The 18,058-nt window shown below is 66.4% G+C and carries 17 protein-coding genes; 3 read left to right on the forward strand and 14 right to left on the reverse strand.

What is annotated here, in order from left to right; all coding sequences use genetic code 11:
- Window positions 1-20: 20 nt before the first annotated feature.
- The 3 genes from T8K17_RS13970 to T8K17_RS13980 all read right to left on the reverse strand — a co-directional run bounded on the left by T8K17_RS13970 (window position 21) and on the right by T8K17_RS13980 (window position 2,670).
- Window positions 21-1,541, reverse strand: a complete 1,521-nt coding sequence (locus T8K17_RS13970) for a tripartite tricarboxylate transporter permease (protein ID WP_322330343.1) — start codon at window positions 1,539-1,541, stop codon at window positions 21-23.
- A 7-nt stretch (window positions 1,542-1,548) separates the two neighbouring features.
- A complete protein-coding gene (locus T8K17_RS13975) occupies window positions 1,549-1,998 on the reverse strand; it encodes a tripartite tricarboxylate transporter TctB family protein (RefSeq protein ID WP_322330344.1) in 450 nt (149 codons plus the stop codon).
- 255 nt (window positions 1,999-2,253) lie between these two features.
- The gene (locus tag T8K17_RS13980) at window positions 2,254-2,670 is read right to left on the reverse strand and encodes a carboxymuconolactone decarboxylase family protein (protein ID WP_322330345.1); all 417 of its coding nucleotides are present in this window, start codon (window positions 2,668-2,670) and stop codon (window positions 2,254-2,256) included.
- A 298-nt stretch (window positions 2,671-2,968) separates the two neighbouring features.
- Between T8K17_RS13980 and T8K17_RS13985 the strand changes: the two genes are divergently transcribed.
- Window positions 2,969-3,655, forward strand: coding sequence for a GntR family transcriptional regulator (locus T8K17_RS13985; protein ID WP_322330346.1), 687 nt, complete (start codon window positions 2,969-2,971; stop codon window positions 3,653-3,655).
- Between the two features lie 66 nt (window positions 3,656-3,721).
- Window positions 3,722-4,537, forward strand: a complete 816-nt coding sequence (locus T8K17_RS13990; protein WP_322330347.1) for an N-acyl homoserine lactonase family protein — start codon at window positions 3,722-3,724, stop codon at window positions 4,535-4,537.
- 39 nt (window positions 4,538-4,576) lie between these two features.
- On the opposite strand, the gene T8K17_RS13995 is transcribed toward T8K17_RS13990, so the two are convergent.
- On the reverse strand, window positions 4,577-5,788 hold the full coding sequence (locus T8K17_RS13995; RefSeq protein ID WP_322330348.1) for an MFS transporter: 1,212 nt from the start codon (window positions 5,786-5,788) through the stop codon (window positions 4,577-4,579).
- 258 nt (window positions 5,789-6,046) lie between these two features.
- On the opposite strand from T8K17_RS13995, the gene T8K17_RS14000 reads away from it, so the two are divergent.
- Complete coding sequence (locus T8K17_RS14000) at window positions 6,047-6,784, forward strand: response regulator transcription factor (RefSeq protein WP_322330349.1); 738 nt, start codon at window positions 6,047-6,049, stop codon at window positions 6,782-6,784.
- Window positions 6,785-6,806: 22 nt separating this feature from the next.
- On the opposite strand, the gene T8K17_RS14005 is transcribed toward T8K17_RS14000, so the two are convergent.
- The 10 genes from T8K17_RS14005 to T8K17_RS14050 form a co-directional block, all read right to left on the reverse strand.
- Window positions 6,807-8,990, reverse strand: coding sequence for a PAS domain S-box protein (locus T8K17_RS14005; RefSeq protein ID WP_322330350.1), 2,184 nt, complete (start codon window positions 8,988-8,990; stop codon window positions 6,807-6,809).
- Window positions 8,991-9,053: 63 nt separating this feature from the next.
- Complete coding sequence (locus T8K17_RS14010; protein ID WP_322330351.1) at window positions 9,054-10,361, reverse strand: HAMP domain-containing methyl-accepting chemotaxis protein; 1,308 nt, start codon at window positions 10,359-10,361, stop codon at window positions 9,054-9,056.
- Complete coding sequence (locus T8K17_RS14015; RefSeq protein WP_322330352.1) at window positions 10,339-10,566, reverse strand: hypothetical protein; 228 nt, start codon at window positions 10,564-10,566, stop codon at window positions 10,339-10,341. The genes T8K17_RS14010 and T8K17_RS14015 overlap by 23 nt, the downstream gene beginning before the upstream one ends.
- Before the next feature lie 35 nt (window positions 10,567-10,601).
- A complete protein-coding gene (locus tag T8K17_RS14020) occupies window positions 10,602-10,862 on the reverse strand; it encodes a PAS domain-containing protein (RefSeq protein ID WP_322330353.1) in 261 nt (86 codons plus the stop codon).
- Window positions 10,863-10,903: 41 nt separating this feature from the next.
- A complete protein-coding gene (locus tag T8K17_RS14025) occupies window positions 10,904-11,971 on the reverse strand; it encodes an HD domain-containing phosphohydrolase (RefSeq protein WP_322330354.1) in 1,068 nt (355 codons plus the stop codon).
- Between the two features lie 96 nt (window positions 11,972-12,067).
- Window positions 12,068-14,134: an ATP-binding protein gene (locus T8K17_RS14030; RefSeq protein WP_322330355.1), complete on the reverse strand. Its 2,067-nt coding sequence runs from the start codon at window positions 14,132-14,134 to the stop codon at window positions 12,068-12,070.
- 231 nt (window positions 14,135-14,365) lie between these two features.
- Entirely contained in the window at window positions 14,366-15,322 is a 957-nt protein-coding gene (locus T8K17_RS14035; protein WP_322330356.1) for an ABC transporter substrate-binding protein, read from the reverse strand.
- 50 nt (window positions 15,323-15,372) lie between these two features.
- Window positions 15,373-16,119, reverse strand: coding sequence for a hypothetical protein (locus T8K17_RS14040; RefSeq protein WP_322330357.1), 747 nt, complete (start codon window positions 16,117-16,119; stop codon window positions 15,373-15,375).
- Between the two features lie 116 nt (window positions 16,120-16,235).
- Complete coding sequence (locus T8K17_RS14045) at window positions 16,236-17,021, reverse strand: ABC transporter ATP-binding protein (protein ID WP_322330358.1); 786 nt, start codon at window positions 17,019-17,021, stop codon at window positions 16,236-16,238.
- The gene (locus T8K17_RS14050; protein ID WP_322330359.1) at window positions 17,018-18,055 is read right to left on the reverse strand and encodes an iron ABC transporter permease; all 1,038 of its coding nucleotides are present in this window, start codon (window positions 18,053-18,055) and stop codon (window positions 17,018-17,020) included. Before T8K17_RS14050 ends, T8K17_RS14045 begins: the two co-directional genes overlap by 4 nt.
- Between the last annotated feature and the right edge of the window lie 3 nt (window positions 18,056-18,058).

Here is an 18,058-nt window from a genome sequence, read left to right on the forward strand (position 1 = left end):
TTTCTTGATTGGTATGTCCCTCACGTCGGCCCGCCCGGCCGGTCGATCTGCATCGAGCGCGCCCCCGCGATCGCGAACCGCCAGATCGAGAACACGGCCAGCAGCAGGAACAGGATCGCGATCGGATGGTCGATCAGCACCGCCGGATTGGCGTCGGAGATGATCAGGGATTGTCGGATCGTCAGCTCCGCCATCGGGCCGAGCACGTAGCCCACGACGAAGGTCACGAAGGAGTAGTCGAACTTCTTCATGAAATAGCCGACGAACCCGAAGATCAGCATCAGGTAGACGCCGAACATGCCGCCGGCTTCCATGTAGGCGCCGACGATGCACAGAAACACGATGACCGGCAGCAGCACGCTTTTGCGGATCTGGATGACCGCGCTGAAGATCCGCTGGCCGAACAGACCGACCAGCAGCAGGGCGGCTGAGGCGAGCAGCATTCCGAGGTAGATGCCGTAGACGACCGAGCCGCTTTCCTTGAACAGGAACGGCCCCGGCGTCAGTCCGTGCATCATGAACGCGCCCATCAGCAGCGCCGTGGACAGGCTGCCGGGCACGCCGATGGCGAAGACCGGGATCAGCGCCGCGGGCACCGTGGCGTTGTCCGCGGATTCCGAGGCGGCGACCCCTTCCGGAGCGCCCTTGCCGAACGCTTCCGGCGTCTTCGAGCTCTGACGCACCCAGGTATAGGCGAGGAACGAGGCTAGGGTGGCGCCGAAGCCCGGCAGAATGCCGACCAGAGTGCCGACCAGCGAGCCGCGCAGGACCGACGGCGTGATCTGGGCCGCGTCCTTCAACCCGAAGACGGGCTCCGCATCCGGGCTCTTTTCCTCGGCGACCTGCGGATAGCGGTGGTCGCCCCGCCAGCCCTCGTCGATCTGCACCAGGATCTCGGACAGCGCCAGCGTCCCGATCGCCACCGCCAGCAGCGGAATGCCGTCGTAGAGCTCGAGCAGCCCGAAGGTCATCCGCGGCAGCCCGGTCTCGATGTCGATGCCGGGTGCGGAGAGCAGCAGCCCGAGAATGCCGGCGATCAGCGCCTTGAAGAACGAGTCGCCGGAAACGGCGGCGATGAAGGTGATCGAGAAGATCAGGATCGAGGCCAGCTCGATCGGCCCCAGGCCGATGGCGAAGCGGGCCACCGGCTGGGCCAGCAGGATCAGCACGACGGTGGCCAGCAGATCGCCGACGACCGAGGCGACCAGCGCGACCACGAGCGCCTTCTGTGCCTTGCCCTGCTTGGTCATCGGGTAGCCGTCGTAGGTGGTGACCACCGCCGACGGTTCGCCCGGCACGTTGAGCAGGATGGCCGAGACGGCCGCTCCGGCGGCCCCGCCCTTGTTGATTCCGATCAGAAAGGAGAGGGCGGCGGCCGGCGGCATGGTGAAGGTGAACGGGATCGCCAGGGCGATCGCCGTCGTCCGGTTCATGCCCGGTAGCGCGCCGACGATATAGCCGATCAGCACCCCGAAGATGATGTAGCCGATCACGGTCGGCGTAAGGATCTCTCCCGCAGCGATGGCCAGATAGTCGATCATGGTCGCCTCAAGGGAGCGGGGCTCGGAGGACGTAGGTCGCGAGCAGATAGACCGCCGCGACCGGCAGCGTGGAGGTCGCCAGGACCCGGATCACGCTGCGCTCGCCCAGGAAAAGCATGAAGGCGGCGATCAGCAGCGGGCCGCCGGCGATCATGCCGAAGAAATCGATGATCACCGCCCCGGACACCACCAGCGCCGCAGAGATGAGGAACATTGCCAGGTTGCGCAGCCGCAGCGGCGCCGGCTGCAGCGCGCCGCCGGCCCGAATCCGGTTCCAGGCCTTCAGCGCCAGCGCCGCCGCAAGCAGCGTCAGGCCGATGGAAAGAAGAGTCGGAAAGAACGTCGGCGGCAGGCCGAAATACATTCCCTCCTCGGTGTCGAGGGGGATGATCACGAAAATCAACAGGAGGCCGACAAGCGCAAGCATCACGCCGCCGACCAGATCAGCCTTCTCCACGACTCTGTATTCCTCCCGACCGCCGCTGTTTGTTTTTTATCGCGGCGGATTTGATTTTGGCTGGTCCCGGTCGCTGCACCGGCTCAGCGTCATAGTAAGAGGCGCATAGGGTATGTCAATCAGCCAATACTACAATCTGAGGAAGTGAAAGTGGCCGGGAACGGCGAAAAACCGCGATTCCGCGATCGCGGGCGGGGCGCCTTCCGCGTCACCTGCAGCCGTGCGGCAGGCGCCCCGATCCTCCGGCCGGCGGCTTCAGTCGGCGCCGTCGGCGACTTCCTTGCGGTAGGCCTCGATGGTCTCGGCGACCGTCCGCATGCTGTCCAGCGCTGCCGGAAAGCCGCAATAGATGGCGGTCTGCAGAATCACCTCGACGACCTTCTCCTCGCTGACACCGTTGCGCAGCGCGCCGCGGACATGGGCCCGCAGCTCGTGCGACCGGTTCAGGGCCGTCAGCATGCCGATGTTCAGCATGCTGCGCTCCGGCTTCGACAGGGCCGGCCGTTGCCAGATGTCGCCCCAGGCCCACTCGGTCACCATCTTCTGGAGCGTCGCCGTCAGGTCGGTGACGCCCGCCAGGGAGCGGTCCACATGCGCGTCGCCCAGCACTTCGCGGCGCATCGCTACGCCCTTCTCGAACAGTTCGGTCTGAAATTCCGGCCTCGCGCTCATCGGGGCTCCTCTCGTCGGGTGGGGATCGCGGCCAGTCTCGGCCGGTTGTGGTGAACAGCTAGACTGGACATTTGGAGCGGTCAACATATTGTATGACGAGAGTATTGTCGAACGATGGCCGCCGATTGACCAGCGGATCGGCGCCGCGGGCTGCGTCCCGCTGGTCCGTATTTCCGTCGTATTGTATGATCTCGAACGATTGGCCCGGTGCTCAAAACCGGGCGACATCTGCACGATGGGTCCGCAGCGGCTTATGTCGGCGGACTTCTAGAAGAGGCAATGAACGGCAGATGCCAAAATGACCGATTCCGATGCCGCGTTCCGCGTCGAAAAGATTGCGGCCCCCCTGCGCTACAGCGTGACCGAAAGCATCCGCAGCGCGATCTCCGCCGGGCGATTCAAGGCCGGCGACCGTCTCCCCGAGCGCGAGCTGTGCGAACTGACCGGCGTCAGCCGCACGCTGGTCCGCGAGGCCATGCGGCAGCTCGAGTCCGAGGGCGTCATCACGGTGGAGCCGCATCGCGGCCCGTTCGTCGCCCGGCTCTCCCGCACCCAGGCGGAAGGGGTCTATCAGGTGCGGATCGAGCTGGAGGGGCTGGCCTGCCGCCTGTTCGCCGAGAACGCCACCGAGGCCCAGCGCCAGGCGCTCAAGGACGCCTTCAAGGATCTGCAGGCGGCGGCCCGCCGCTCCGATCCGCAGAACCGCCTGCGCGCGAAGAACCAGTTCTATGCCTGCCTGCTCGAAGGCGCGCAGAACGAGGCGCTGGGGAGTTGCCTGCACATCCTGAATTCCCGCGTCAGTCTGCTGCGCGCGACCTCGATGACCGCGCCCGGTCGGATCAAGAAGAGCATCGCCGAGCTGTCGTCCCTGATGGAGGCCCTGATGGCCCGCGACGGCACCCGCGCCTGCGAGCTCGGCCAGCATCATGTCCGCATGGCTGCCGAGGCGGCCTTGAAACTCCTCTCCACGGACGAGGCCGGCTGACGGTTACGGCCCTCCCTCCTCCCCGATAGCGGCGCATCCCGACGCAAAGTCCGAAAAGGTCACCCCATGCCCAACGACGCCCTCCCGGAATACGACCTCTTCGCCATCCGCTATGCCACAAGGGATGCCCAACGGCGCGACCACTTCATCGGCGGCGATCCCCATGACGGGCCGATGCCGATCGACTATTACATGTGGGTCGCCATCGCCGACGGCACCGCCATCGTCATCGATACCGGTTTCAAGGAAGAGGTGGCGCGCCAGCGCAAGCGCACCTTCCTGCGCTGCCCGGTGGAAACGCTGGGACAGCTCGGCGTGGACCCGGCGCGCGTCTCCGACGTCGTGCTGACTCACCTGCATTACGACCATGTCGGCAATTTCGATCTGTTCCCGAACGCCTCGTTCCATCTTCAGGAAACGGAGATGCACTACGCGACGGGGAAGTACATGCGCTATCCGCGCCTCGCCCATTCCTTCGAGGTCGAGGATGTCTGCGGCATCGTCCGGCTCAACTTCGCCCGCCGGGTGGCGTTCTACGACGGCGACGCCACCATCGCGCCGGGCATCCGGGTGCACCGCGCGGGCGGGCATTCGGCCGGACTGCAGTTCGTCAGCGTCAATACCCGGCGCGGCTGGGTCGTGCTGGCCTCGGACGTGACCCATTTCTACGAAAACATGGAGACCGAGCGGCCCTTCGTGACCTCCTTCCATATTGGCGAGATGCTCGAAGGGTTCGGGCTGCTGCGATCGGTCGCCCCGACCCCGGACCACATCGTTCCGGGTCACGATCCTCTGGTGATGACGCGCTATCCGGCTGCCAGTCCCGCCCTGGACGGCATCGCGGTGCGCCTCGACGCTTCGCCGGTAACGCAGACGTTCTGAACGCGGCGGGTGAAGCGGCGCCGGCGTGAAGGGCCGGGCTTACGCGATTGCCCCCCACCAGCGGCGCGTCAGCAGGATCGCCAGAAGGCCCTGCGCGGCGAGCGCCACGGTCGCCGCCTGCGCCCCGAGGACCTCGGCGAGGAAGCCGAGATAGAAGAAGCCGACCGGTCCGATCCCGATGCAGACGGACAGCAGGCCGAGCAGGCGGGCGCGCATCTCCACCGGGGCGTGGAGGTAGACGAGGGTGGCCTGCATGACGCTGAACCCGGCGCCGCCGATGCCGACCAGCAGCAGCGCCCCGCCGGCCAGCGCTACCGACGGGATCGTGGCGAACGCGATCAGGGTGGCCATGAAGAGGGCGATACCGCCGACATAGATCCGTCTGTACCAATGCGGGCGGGAGAGCGCGGCGATCGTCAGGGCACCGAGGAAGGCACCGACACCGTCGATCCCTGCCAACAGTCCGACGCCCTCCGGCCCCAGGTTCAGGTGGTCCTTGCCGAGCACCGGGATCATGCTGAGGCCAGGCCAGCCGAAGACGTTGTAGATCACGGTCATCATCAGCACGCCGGTCATCCGGCGATCGCCGCGCACCCAGGCGAAACCTTCCCGGACCCGCTGCAGCACCGGTGCGGTGTCCGTGACGCCGGTCCGGCTCCGGATGCGGATGCGCAGGGCGGCCACCAGCGCAACCGCGTACAGCGCGGCCCCCAGCCAGAACACCCCGGCGATCCCGGCGGTCGCCAGGATCAGCCCGCCCACGGTCGGGCCCAGCATGCGGCTGGCATTGTTGGTGCCGACGTCGAGCGACATCGCCGGGCCCATCCGCTCGGGGCCGACCGTGTCGCCGATCATCATGCGCCGCACCGGATTGTCCGTCGCCCAGCCCAGCCCGTTCACGAAACTGGCGACGGCCAGGTGCCAGACCTCCAGCATGCCGAGCGAGCCGAGGACCGCGATGGCAAGGGAACTCGCCATCATGGTCAGGACCACGAAGATCAATGCGCTGCGCCGTTCGAGCCGCTCGGCGACGGCGCCAAGGACGGCACCGAACAGTCCCATCGGCAGCAGCCGCAGCATGGTCAGCATGACGACCAGGAACGCTGATTCGGTCGCCTGATAGGCGAACACTCCGACGGCCAGCAGTTCCAGCCAGCGGACGACGAACACCATCAGTCCGACCAGCCACAGGCGCCGATAGTCGGGCACTGCCAGCAGCCAACCGCGCCGGTCCCCCGCGGACTGACCCAAATCGATCTCCTCCACCGCGTTTCTTATCGTTGTTTCAGTCATCCCGGGCGAATGCCGGTCTAGGCAGGGGCGAGCATAGCCTACGCCCCGGATGTCGGCACCTGCGGTCTCGGCGCAGAGGCCGCCATCGTCGGGCCAGGGCCGGGCGGTCGAGCCGCAACAAATTGTTAAGGATATTTATTTTAATTTAATTCCGATACGCCATCTAACGGCGGCAATCGCTGGTGGCTCAAGGTTCTTAAGGACGGCGCGGAATCGATGCCCTCAAATATTCTAGTCGTAGAAGATGATCCGGATATCGGCAGGCTGATCGCCAGAATATTGGGCGAGGCCGGCTTCGGCGTGACCGTCTCGACGACGGGCGCTGGCGCGGAAGAACATGCGCGAAAGAGCCGTCCGGATATCGCCATCGTCGATCTGATGCTGCCGGATACCGATGGCCTCTCCCTCGTGCGCGACTTCAAGGCGCGACACGCTTGCGGGATCATCATCGTCAGCGGTAGGGGGGAACCTGTCGAGCGGATCGTCGGCCTGGAGATCGGTGCCGACGACTACGTCACCAAACCGTTCGAGCCCCGCGAACTGGTCGCCCGGGTCCGCAGCGTTCTGCGCCGGACGATGGCGCCGCAGCAGCAGGCGGTCGGGACCGCTCCGACGACTTGCGCGAGCGAGGCCGCGGCGGTCTATGAGTTTCAGGGATGGAAGCTGGACACCGGCTCGAGGACGCTATGCGACGAGGGCGGCACGGACGTGCCGCTGACCACCGGCGAATTTCAGATGCTCGTAGTGCTGCTGGAGCGCGCCGGCCGGGTCCTGAGCCGGGACCAGCTGCTCGACCTCACCCATGGCAGCCAGACTCCAGCCTTCGACCGCAGCGTCGACGTGCAGATCGGCCGGATCCGAACCAAGATCGAATCCGACCGGGGACAACCGCAGATCATCAAGACGGTCCGCAACGGCGGTTATATGCTGGCGGTTCCGGTACGCCGGCACTGACTGGAGCGACGTCGCTCCACGCTCAACGGTATCGCGACGACCTGGCTCCCCCTACAAGCTCTCCGGTCGCCGGCTGCGGCACCGCGACGACCTGGGCAGGGCGCTCCGCGGCGATCTCCACGGACGGGAAAGTGAGGGTAGCGACGGTCCCGCCGGACAGGGGGCATTCGATCCGAAGGTTGCCGTTCATCTGTTCGGCCAGGGTTTTGACAATGGCGAGCCCCAGTCCCGTCCCGCCGGTGCAGTCCGCCCGATCCCGCCCGCTGGCGAGGAACGGTTCTCCGATCCGGGAGATCATGTCCGAGGGAATGCCGGGCCCCCGGTCGGCGACACTGACGGAAACCGATTCGCCGTCGCACTTGGCGGCAACCGTGATCGAGGCGCCGACCGGCGAGAATTTGATGGCGTTCGACAGCAGATTGAGAATGCACTGACGCATTGCCCGCTCGTCGATCCAGGCGATGCCGCGGGACGGGGCCGGCCGGACGAGATTCTGCTGTCGGGCCGCCGCCAGCACCGATGCTGACGCCAGGACTGAGTCGATCACCGTGTCGATTTCGACGGCGCTCGGGCTGATCGGATAGGCGCCGTGCTCGATCCTGGCCATGTCCAAGACGTCGTTGATCAGATCGAGCAGGTGCAATCCGCTGGTATGAATGTCTTCCGCATAATCGATGTATTTCTGGACGTCGCCGGCGTCGAGCATCTTGCGGCGCATGATGTCCGAGAAGCCGATCACGGCATTCAATGGCGTCCGCAGTTCATGGCTCATGTTCGCCAAGAACCGGGACTTGGCGTTGTTCGCCGCATGAGCGATCCGCAGTTGCTCCCCGAGTTCCTTGGTCACCTTTTCAAGGGACCGGTTCACCGCCACGAACTCCGACATGTCGCGGGCGATCGCAGCGACGGACGGGCTTCCGTCCTCGACGAACTGGGCCAGGGTCACATGGGCGGGGAAGGTTGTCCCGTCGCGTCTCAGCGCGTCGACGATCCGCATGCCGGTCATCGGGCCTGGCCGGTCGACGGATTCCGAGAGGTAGCCGGCGGCAAGGCTCTCGTGTCGGTGGCGCAGGTTCTCCGGCAGCAGCATCGCCAGAGGTTTGCCGATGATCTCCGCTGCGGGCCAGCCGAACAGGCGCTCGGCGGCGTCGTTGAAGGTTCTGATACGTTGCCGCGCATCGAGCGTGATGATGGCGTCCGGCGCGGAGTGCAGGACGACCTCGAGCCGGTCGCGGGCGGTGGCGATCTCGTGCTGGAACGCGACCCGTTCGGTGATGTCCTCGAGGATCCAGACAAAATGGGTGAGCTGCCCGTCCGGGTCGTGGACCGGAGACCGGATCAGCGTGCACCAGAGATCGGTATCGCCCGTACGGCGGATGTGCAAGGTCTGGATCGGGCCGTTCGGCTCGAGCACCTCGACGCTGTTCCCCGCACGAATGTCCGTGAAGGGCCGGGCCGTGGTGGGATCCAGGGGCGTGCCAAGCAGATCCTCGGCGCGTCGGCCTGTCAGTTCCTCGTACTTCCGGTTCACATAGACTGCGGATGCTTCGTCTGACGCCTCGGAAATTGCGACACCGACGCTCGCGCAGTCGAGGGCATGGCTCTTGATCTGCAACTCGATCTCGTGGTGTTTGTTCCGGAACAGTTCTTCGGTCGCCAGGCCGACCACCAGGATCCCCGCGAGATTGCCGCCCAGGAACACCGGCCAGGTGGCCTCCAGGATCGCGATCCCTTCGTGCAGGGAATGGCCGACGAAGAATGCCGGCACCACGGCCGCGGACGCGGCCAGGCCCAGCAGCGTGAACCGGCCGGGGCCGAGCGCGTGCACGCCGCTTCGGATCAGGTAGACGCGGGCGACACAGCCGATGGCGGCGAACACGGCCAGTCCGATCAGGCCGCCGGTCGCGGCCGACCCGCCGACATGGATCCTGGCGGCTCCGCCGATCAGGGCTGCGACGATGGCGCCCAGCGGTCCGGCGAAGAGTCCGGCGGCCATCATCGGCCCGGCCCGGGTGTCGAAGGTCGATCCGTCCAGGACATAGATCGGGGAGAGGATCACCAGGACCGCGATGAGACCCATCGCGCCACCGATCAGGAGACTCCGGGCCGGCCGGCCGAGCCTGGCGTTGAGGCGCCAGGAGATCGCGAAGATCAGGGCAGCGGCGGCGCAGAGAAGACCGATATTGGAAATGAAGGGGATCAGCACGTCCATCTCCTTTCAAGAGTCGGTCTGTGGGGGAGGGACCGGGGGCGGTCCCTCCCGATGGCCTTATGCGGCGCGCGCGTTCTCCAGGTAGCGGCCGACTTCCGCGCGGAGCAGTTCGGCCTGGGCGGCCAGTTCACCCGATGCCGAATGCACATTGCCGGCCGCGGTCGTCGTCTCGCTCGCGGACTGGGTGACGAGGGCGGTGTTGCGCGCAACCTCCGCAGTGCCCTGAGAAGCCTCTTGGACGTTCTTGGAGATCTCGTCGGTGGCGGCCGACTGCTCCTCGACCGCGGAAGCGACGCCGGCCGACATGCTGGACACCTCGCTGATCGCGCCGACGATCACGCCGATCGCGTCCACGGCCTGGTCGGTGGCGCTGCGGATGCCGAGAACCTGGTCCTGGATCCGGCCGATGGCCTGACCGGTCTGAGTCGCCAAGCCCTTGACCTCGGCTGCGACCACGGCGAACCCCTTGCCGGCTTCACCGGCCCGGGCCGCCTCGATGGTGGCGTTGAGCGCCAGCAGGTTGGTCTGCTCCGCGATGTCGGAGATCAGGGTGACGACGCTGCCGATCTCGTCGGCGGCCTGGCTGAGCGCCCGAACGAGGTCGTTGGCCGTCTCAGCCTTCTGGCTCGCCTCGGTGGTCTTTGTGCTGGCGGAGGCTACTTGGCGGGAGATCTCGGCGATCGAGGCACTGAGTTCCTCCGCCGCCGACGCCACGGTCTGCACGTTGGCCGATGCCTGCTCGGTTGCCGCGGCAGCCGTTGTGGTCTGACTGCGGGTCGAGTCCGCCAGACTGGAGAGACTGGACGCAGTCGCCTGAAGCTCCGTCGAGGCCGAAGCGACGATCTCGACCGCCCCGCGGACCTTGTCCTCAAACGCGTCGGTCATGGTCCGGAAGTGCTCGACTTTGGCCTTCATGCCTTCGGTAGCGGCGTTGATCCGGGTCGAGCTGTTGAGATAGTGACCCTTCAGACCTTCGGGACGGATGGTGCGGTAGTAGCGTCCCTTGGAGACGGCTTCCATCGCCGCCCCGGCCTCGCGGACGAAGGCGTCGGTGACGTCGACCATGTGGTTGACCGAATGCAGCATGCGGCCGAATTCGCCGGCTTCGGTGATGCGGAACAGCCGCTGCTCGAAATCGCCGGCGGCGACCGCCTCGCAGACCTTCCGCGTGTCGGTGATGGAGCGGAAGGAACGCCTGGCGCAGATCACGGCCAGCACCGCCGCACCGGCGGCGCCCGCACCGGCCAGGGTGGTCACGATCGACTGGCCGGGGAGGGGAATCCAGGGCATGGCCGCTGCGACCGCACCGAGCGCCGCACTGGTCGTGGCCAGCGCAATCGACTTAGAGAGTGAGCACGTATTCATCATAGGATACCCCCTTCTGGCTAAGAACTCCGGACAGGAACTTGTGCGCTTCGGCCATGCCGTCCTTGCGGTTGCTCGGCGTGTCTTCGATGCGCTTCAGTTCGCGATACATCTCGCTGACGATCTTTATTTTCGCCGGGTCGGGCTTCCGTCGATTCGAGTGGTAGCCCAGGATCGACCCGTTCCGGTCGAGGCTGGCGGTCACATGGGCGAGCACCCAGTAATGGTCGCCGGACTTCGTCAGTTCATGACGTAGGCGAAGATCTCGCCTTTCGCCTGGATCGCGTCCCACAGCAGCTTGAAGACGTTGCGGGGCATGTCCGGATGACGGATGAAGCTGTGCGGCTGGCCGAGAGTTTCTTCCACGGTGTACCCGGCGATCCGAAGGAACACATCGTTGGCGTACGTGATCCGGCCGGTGGTGTCCGTCTTCGAGACGATGATCTCGTCGTCCCCGAAGAACACCTCACGGTTCGTTGGCGTTATCTTCTGCTTGGCCATCGCGATGTTCCTTTCTGCCAAATCCGCACGGTTTCCAGGTTTCAGTGATGCCGATCCACGCACGCGAAAGCGTCCTTCACGGCATGGAAGGCCGTGAGAACAGCGGGGTCGAAATGATCGGGTAGGGTGCGCCCGTCGCCCTGCAGGATGCAGGCGGACGCTTCTTGGTGGGTGAGCCCCGGTTTATAGGGTCTCGGCGACCGAAGCGCATCATAGACGTCGGTCAGCGCGACAATCCGCGCCGGAAGCGGGATGTCGTATCCGGCAAGCCGGTTATAGCCGGTCCCGTCGAATCTCTCGTGGTGGTAGCGCGCGATCTGCGACGCCATGCCGGAGAGCCGGTGGTTCTCCGCGGTCAGGATCGAGTGTCCGATCTCTCCATGACGCCGCATCGCCTCGAATTCCTGCTCGGTCAGGGGGCCGGGTTTGTTCAGGATGGTCTCGGAGATGCCGATCTTGCCAATGTCGTGCAGCACGGACGTGCTGGTGATGTCTTGGGCAAGCGCCGCCGGCAGGCCCATGGCGCCGCACAGAATGTCCGTATAGCGGGCGACAAGATCCGAATGGGTGCTCGTTATCCTGTCGTGGTACGCGAGCGCCCTGGCCAGCCAGCCGATCCCGTCTATCGCGATCTCATCGTGCTCCCTGACCGGGGCGAGGAGATCGGCATCCAGGCGGGCGATCAGTGCGCCCATGTCTAGGGGCTTCTCGAAGGTGGCGCTGATCGGCAGCCCGACGGTCCGGGTCGTGGACAGGTTCTGGGGGACGCCGCTCATCAGGTAGAACCGGATGCCGCGCTCGAGATTCCGCGCCGCCGCCGCGGCGATCAGGCCGTGGCCATCCAGTCCAGGCATGGAGACATCGGTGATGACTGCGGTGATCGCCGCATTGGACGCTTCGATCGCGGTGAGGCAGTCGAGGCCGGAGGCTGCGGTTTCGGCCCGATAGCCGGCAGCCGTGAGAATGCGCCGCAGCAGTTGGCGGATGGCCGGCTCGTCATCGACGACAAGGATGACGTGGAGGCTGCGAGCCTCTTTTAGTGCGCTGCCGGCGGCGCGCTCGCGATCGTCCGAAGAGTCAGACGGTATGCCCGTTCTTACATTCGCCAACACCGCGCAACTCCCACGATCGAATGCGACATGGTCGATGCTGGGAGAATGAAGGAGCTATGCAACGCCACGATGTGCGGGGGTTTTCAGAATATGTCAGTTTGTTTCAGCCTGACGCATTCGGGCCTTGGCGATCGCGGAGGAGAGCTCGACCATGGTGATCGGCTTGCGCAGGACCGTGGCGCTCGGCGCCGTCCCCTGCAGTCCGGTCAGGTCGAAACCGCTGATCGTGATGAACGGGACGTGAGGCCAGCGGTCGGCAACGGCGGTCTGCAGATCGGATGCCGGCCGACCCGGCATTGTATGGTCGCTCAAGACCGCGATCGGCGCGTCGCTGACGGTTTCGAGATATCCCAGCGCCTCGTCAATGCGTCCCGTCAGGACCGGATCGTAGCCGAGCTGCGAGAGCATCCGGCCCGTCACCGACAAGACGTCCGGATCGTCATCGACCACGAGCACCCGGCCTCCGCCGGTAAGGGCGGTCTCCGGCTCGGCATCCTTGGGTTTCGCAATGGAGATGGGCAGCTGGATCCTGAACACGGTCCCCGCTCCCGGCTGGCTCTGGACGGTCAGGCGGCCCTTCCAGCTGGTGACGATGCCGTAGGCCACCGACAGGCCGAGGCCGCTGCCCTGGCCGACCGGCTTGGTCGTGAAAAACGGATCGAAGACCCGGCCCATGACGTCGGCAGTCATGCCGGGGCCGTCGTCCTCCACCTCGATGCGGACCTGCTGCGACGGGCCGCCGACCCAGTCGGGATCTGGATCCTCGTTGACCAAACAGCGCACGGAGATCGACCCGCCGCGGGAGCCGATCGCGTCGACCGCATTGTGGATAAGGTTGACAAGAACCTGCTGAAGCCGGCCCGCATTCGCCTCTACCATGGGGCCGTCGGGCTGCACCACGGTGGTGAGCGTCACATTGGGCGGGATCGTCGGCCGGATCAGCGCCGATGCCTCCGCGATGCTCTCGGACACCGACACGATCGATCGCTGGTCGTCGCCGGGTCGGGAGAAGGCCAAGAGCTGGGCGACGATCTCGCGTGCACGACCGGCCGCTCGTTTGATGACCTTGATGTCCTCGTGCTCAGGCGATCCTGCCGGCAGGGTCGTCAGCAGCAGGTCACTGTATCCGACGATCGGTGTCAGGATGTTGTTGAAGTCATGGGCAATTCCGCCGGCCAGGGTCCCAACTGTGCGCAGCTTGTCCGACTGGTGGAGCTGGCTCTGCAACTCGGTCTCGCGGGCGGCTGTCACGGCCCGTTCCACCGAGACGTCCCGGATCGCCGCGATGACGATCCGCTCGCCCTTGTGGAAGTGCGTGCTCAGGCCGATGGAGACGGGCACGCTCGAGCCGTCTTTGGCCCGGGCGATCAGGTCGCGCGCTTCCGTCATCGGCCCGCTTCGGGGCGAGCGCATGAAATCCTTGCGGTGGCCCACATGCTCCGCGCGGGCGGTTACCGGCACCAGGATTTCGATCGACTTGCCGATCAGCTCCGACGAGTCGTAGCCGAGGAGATCCGACACCCGGTCGTTGGCGAACCGGATGCTGCCGTCCGAATTCACGTAGATCAGGACATCCGGTACGGCGGAGATCAGGGCATTCACCTCCTGATGGGCCTCCGCCAGATTCACCGCAAGCTGGTACTGTCGGATGAGCATCAGGCAAAGCAGGGAGGCGCCGGCCAGCAGGACCAGGAACACCCCGACGCCGGCGTTCATCAGAGCTTCTAGACGATGGCTCAGGTCCTTCGCCTCCGCTCCATACGCCCGACTCTGGTTTCGGATCAGCGTTGCGATGGTGCGCAGCCCTTCCAGGACTGTGCGATCGTCCACGCGAATGGCCGTGTCGATCGCGACGATGCTGTGGCCATCGGCGTGCATGCTGATCGCCAGGTCGAGTTTGTCGCGATATTCGGCGACTCCACGCCTCACCTTGTCGATAGCCTGCTCGGCGTCCGGTACTACCAGGATGCGCTCGAGATCGGTGAGCAGGGCGAGCGCGGTCTCGCTGTTGGCCTTCGCGGCATCGGCATAGGCACGGTCGCCCCGCAGGACGTAGTTCTTCATGTTGTGGATCAGCCCGCCATAGCCGAGTTCGCGGTGGAGTGCGTTCAGCGGGCTGGGGGCACTATCGTTCAGGTCGATCAGGGAATCGAGAATCACGTGCTCTCGGTCCTGCAGATCGGCGATCCGCTGCCCGTATATGCCGATGACGACACAGACGACCAGTGTCGTGATCAGAACACCGGCTATCCGCCAGCTGAGAGTTTTTCTCGCGCGTTTGGGCATGGGGCTTCATCGAAGAATTGTTGTATTTTCCAACAATTAGGGACGAATTAATAAGAACCGGTTAACTCGCGGCGTCAGCGCGTCGTGGCCGGCGCGACGTGGGCGTTACCGGTCTGCCGCCGGACTGGCGGACGGGTCACCCCACGTCAACGTCGCCGGAACGAACAGCTCATCGACCGTGACCGGCCGGGCGGAAATGCCCTGGACGTGGGAGTATCGGCACAGGGCCTCCAGGGCCGGGCGGTTGGCGCGGATCCCGTAGGACCAGAAATTTTCGCCCAGGACCCGTCGGGACCGCGCGGCCTCGTCGGGGGCCCAGGGCAGGCTGGTGAACGGGGCCTGGCTCTCGTCGGTGCGCTCGACGGCATAGCGGCGGGAGGCTTCGAACGCCTCGCACACCCGCAGACAGAGCCCGGGGTCGCGTTCGGCGATCTCGCGGCGGATGCCGAGCAGGTGCATGATCGGAAAGATGCCGGTCCGCCGGGCGTAGTCGGCCTCCACGCCGGCATAGTCCACGAACAGGCGGTCGACGCCCGCCGCCCCGTCCAGGAACGCCGGGGGCGGCTTGTAGGCCACCAGCGCGTCGAGCACGCCGTCGCGCAAGGCGTCCGACAGGTTGGACGCGCCGGCCAGCGGCTCCAACTCGACGCCGCGGGGCCTCACCCGCACGATCGGCGCGCCGTCCCCGGCATAGGCGGGGCCGTATCGCCAGCGGATGTCGGACGCGCGTAGTCCGAAATCGTCCTCCAGCACGCCGCGCGCCACCAGCGCCGCCGTCATCGAGTACTCGCGGACCCCGACCAGGCGGCCGGCAAGGTCCCGCGGTCCCCGGATCCCGCGATCGGTGCGGATATAGATCGCCGAGTGCCGGAACGACCGCGACGGGAAGACCGGCAGGCCGACATAGGGGCAGTCGCCAGTCGATGTCAGATACAGGTAGTTGCTGAAGGACAGTTCGGTGACGTCGTAGGCCTGCGCGTCGAAGGCCCGGGCGAAGATTTCCTCCAGCGGCGCCGTGACGAAGTCGGCGGCAACGCCGTCGATCCCGACCAGCCCCGCCATCAGCGGCAGGGTGCGGTCGTAGGCGCCGACCGCGATCCTGAGCCGGGTGGTCAGACGACCAACTCCTCAAGCACGCCGCGGCAATCCATCTCGTACTCCAGGTCGACGACGGGCGGCCGGTCGAAATGCCAGGTGACGCCCCCAGGGGCGGCGCCGCGGGCGACGATCTCGCCGGCGAGGAACGGGTGGATATCGTGTACCGTATAGACCTGGGTGGCCGTCACGTCCGTCCAGCCGGCGCCGAGGGCGCCGAGCCGCCGTTCCATCTCGCCCAGCACGAAGCGCGCCTTCTCGGCGATCGCCTCCGCGCTGAGGTCGCCGCGCCGTACGATGTGGTCGCGGTAGTTCCCGAGCCCTTCGGGGCATTCGCCGCTGCCGGCCACCACGAAGGACGGGCGGGGCTCCTCCCGCGCGACGGTGAAGGTGAAGGCGTGGAACGATGGTTCGGCGGGGCCGCCGACTTCAGGGCAGACATTGCTGCGCGCCACCGGATTGGTCGATCCGTCGAAGATGCCCCAGCGCGCCAGCGTGTCCACATAGCGCTCGTTGAAGTGCCGGAAACCCTCCTCGGAGAACTGGCCGGGAGACCGCAGCTCGCAGGCGCAGAACGCCGTGAGCGGCCGTTCCTCCGCCTTTATGATCCCCTCGATCCGCGCGAAGCCCTCATCCAGCGGGACCGGCCGCCGAAACTGGACGCGCCGCATCCCGAAGCCGGACAGGGCCGCAACGCCGGCGGAATACTGGAAGACCCCGGGGACGAACCTGTAGCCCCCAGGCTGGAAATCGACGGTTGTCATCGCGGAGGTCCCGGTGGGTTTCGCCAAGCCCGATCATTCTGCGCATTGGCGACACCGGCCCGCAACCGCAACTCGATCCCGACCTGTGCCGACGTGTCCGTGTCCGATGTCGCCGATCAGCCGGGATTTCCGGCAACCCGCAGGACGCGGACGTCCGGACGCCCGGACGGATCGCGCGTCACCTCGGCCTCCACCCCGTAGACGGCGGCGAGATTGGCTTCGGTGAGGACGTCGGCGGCGGTTCCGGCGGCGACCAGGCGGCCGTGCTGGATCAGCGCCAGCCGGTCGCAGTAGCGGGCGGCCAGATCCAGGTCGTGGACCGCGATCACCCCGACGCCGCCGCGAGTCGCCAGCCGGTTGCGCACGATGTCCATCAGGCTGAGGCGCCAGTACAGGTCCAGGGCCGAGGTCGGCTCGTCCAGCAGCAGCACGTCGGGATCGCGGATCATCGCCAGCGCGAAACCGACAAGCTGTCGTTTTCCGCCCGACAGGGTCGACAGCGGCGCCATGGCGATCGCCTCCAGCCCCAGGGCGTGGAACAGCCCGTCGATCCGGTCGCCCAGAGCCCGGTCGGACAGGCCCAGGTCGAGTGTCCGTGCGGTGCTCCAGACCAGTTCCACCGGCCGCAGCGCGCTGCCCGCCGGCGGCGCCTGGGGCATGGCGGCGACCGACCGGTACCAGTCGGCATGGCTGAAGGACTGGATCGGCCGGTCGTCGAGCAGGATGCGGCCCTCCGCCGGATGTTCTCGCGACAGTGCGCGCAGCAAAGTCGATTTTCCGCTGGCGTTCGGACCGAGCAGGCCGAGGAGCTGGCCGTCTTCGACCGGCGGGATGGAGATGTCGTGGACCACCCGCTGGCGGCCGTAGGCGACCGACACGGCGGAAAGGCTGAGACGGGTCATCGCATCCTCCGCTGCAGAGCGAGCAGGCCGAGAAAGACCGGCACGCCGATCACCGCTGTGAGGATGCCGACCGGCACGATGGCGCCGGGCAGCACGGATTTGGACAGGAAGGACGCGACGGACAGCATCAGCGCGCCGCACAGAACCGCCCCCGGCACCAAGGCGCGGTGATCCTCGCCCAGGAGCAGCCGGGCGATATGCGGCCCGACCAGCCCCACGAAGCCGATGGAGCCGACGAAACAGACCGCGAAGGCGGCGAGCACGGAGGTGCGAAAGATGACCTGGACCCGCAGCTTCGCCACGTCGAGCCCGGCACTGCGGGCATAAGCCTCACCGCCGCGCAGCATAGTCATCCACCACACATGGCGCAGGCTGAACGGCAGGACGGTCAGGAAACAGGCGGTCACGATCGCCACCTCCCACCAGCCGGCCTTGGTGAGATTGCCGATGGTCCAGAAAACGATCTGCTGGATCGCGTCGGCATCGGCGACGTAGTGCAGGGCCGAGGTCAGGGCGTTGCACAGGAAGACCAGGGCGATGCCGAACAGGACCACGGTCTCCCGCGCGCCATTGCCGAACCGCACCACGGCCAGGATCACCATGCCGGCTCCCAGCGCGAAAAGCAGCGCCAGCACGGGGAGGGCGGCGGTCTGCGGGATCAGCGGCATGGACGGCGCCAGGATGATGGCGACGCTGGCACCCAGCACAGCCGCCGCCGATACCCCCAGGGTGAAGGGGCTGGCCAGCGGATTGTCCAGGATGGTCTGGGATTCGACCCCGGCGAGGCCGAGACAGGCGCCGACGACGACCGCGATCAGCGCGTCCGGCATCCGCACCTGCCACAGAATCACCCGGTGGCGCGGATCGAGACTGTCCGGGTCGAGGATCCCGACCACGATGTCCCAGAGGCCCAGGCCGGCCGGTCCGGCGGAAAGGTCGAGCAGCAGGCTCAGCATCAGGGCCGTGGAGAGAGCGGCGAGAACGGCGGTCCGTTTCCGGGTCAGCCCGGCATAGGCGTCCAGGGTCGAGGTCATGCG

It is taken from the genome of Thalassobaculum sp. OXR-137 (genome assembly GCF_034377285.1).
Classification (GTDB): Bacteria; Pseudomonadota; Alphaproteobacteria; order Thalassobaculales; family Thalassobaculaceae; genus Thalassobaculum.

What these genes read in the sequence shown, in the direction of transcription:
- T8K17_RS13985 (WP_322330346.1), top strand. Translation starts at nt 2,969, where the DNA reads ATGACCGATTCCGATGCCGCGTTCCGCGTCGAAAAGATTGCGGCCCCC.
- T8K17_RS14045 (WP_322330358.1), bottom strand. Translation starts at nt 17,021, where the DNA reads ATGACCCGTCTCAGCCTTTCCGCCGTGTCGGTCGCCTACGGCCGCCAG.
- T8K17_RS14050 (WP_322330359.1), bottom strand. Translation starts at nt 18,055, where the DNA reads ATGACCTCGACCCTGGACGCCTATGCCGGGCTGACCCGGAAACGGACC.
- T8K17_RS14010 (WP_322330351.1), bottom strand. Translation starts at nt 10,361, where the DNA reads ATGAATACGTGCTCACTCTCTAAGTCGATTGCGCTGGCCACGACCAGT.
- T8K17_RS14035 (WP_322330356.1), bottom strand. Translation starts at nt 15,322, where the DNA reads ATGGCGGGGCTGGTCGGGATCGACGGCGTTGCCGCCGACTTCGTCACG.
- T8K17_RS13980 (WP_322330345.1), bottom strand. Translation starts at nt 2,670, where the DNA reads ATGAGCGCGAGGCCGGAATTTCAGACCGAACTGTTCGAGAAGGGCGTA.
- T8K17_RS14000 (WP_322330349.1), top strand. Translation starts at nt 6,047, where the DNA reads ATGCCCTCAAATATTCTAGTCGTAGAAGATGATCCGGATATCGGCAGG.
- T8K17_RS14020 (WP_322330353.1), bottom strand. Translation starts at nt 10,862, where the DNA reads ATGGCCAAGCAGAAGATAACGCCAACGAACCGTGAGGTGTTCTTCGGG.
- T8K17_RS13970 (WP_322330343.1), bottom strand. Translation starts at nt 1,541, where the DNA reads ATGATCGACTATCTGGCCATCGCTGCGGGAGAGATCCTTACGCCGACC.
- T8K17_RS13990 (WP_322330347.1), top strand. Translation starts at nt 3,722, where the DNA reads ATGCCCAACGACGCCCTCCCGGAATACGACCTCTTCGCCATCCGCTAT.
- T8K17_RS14040 (WP_322330357.1), bottom strand. Translation starts at nt 16,119, where the DNA reads ATGACAACCGTCGATTTCCAGCCTGGGGGCTACAGGTTCGTCCCCGGG.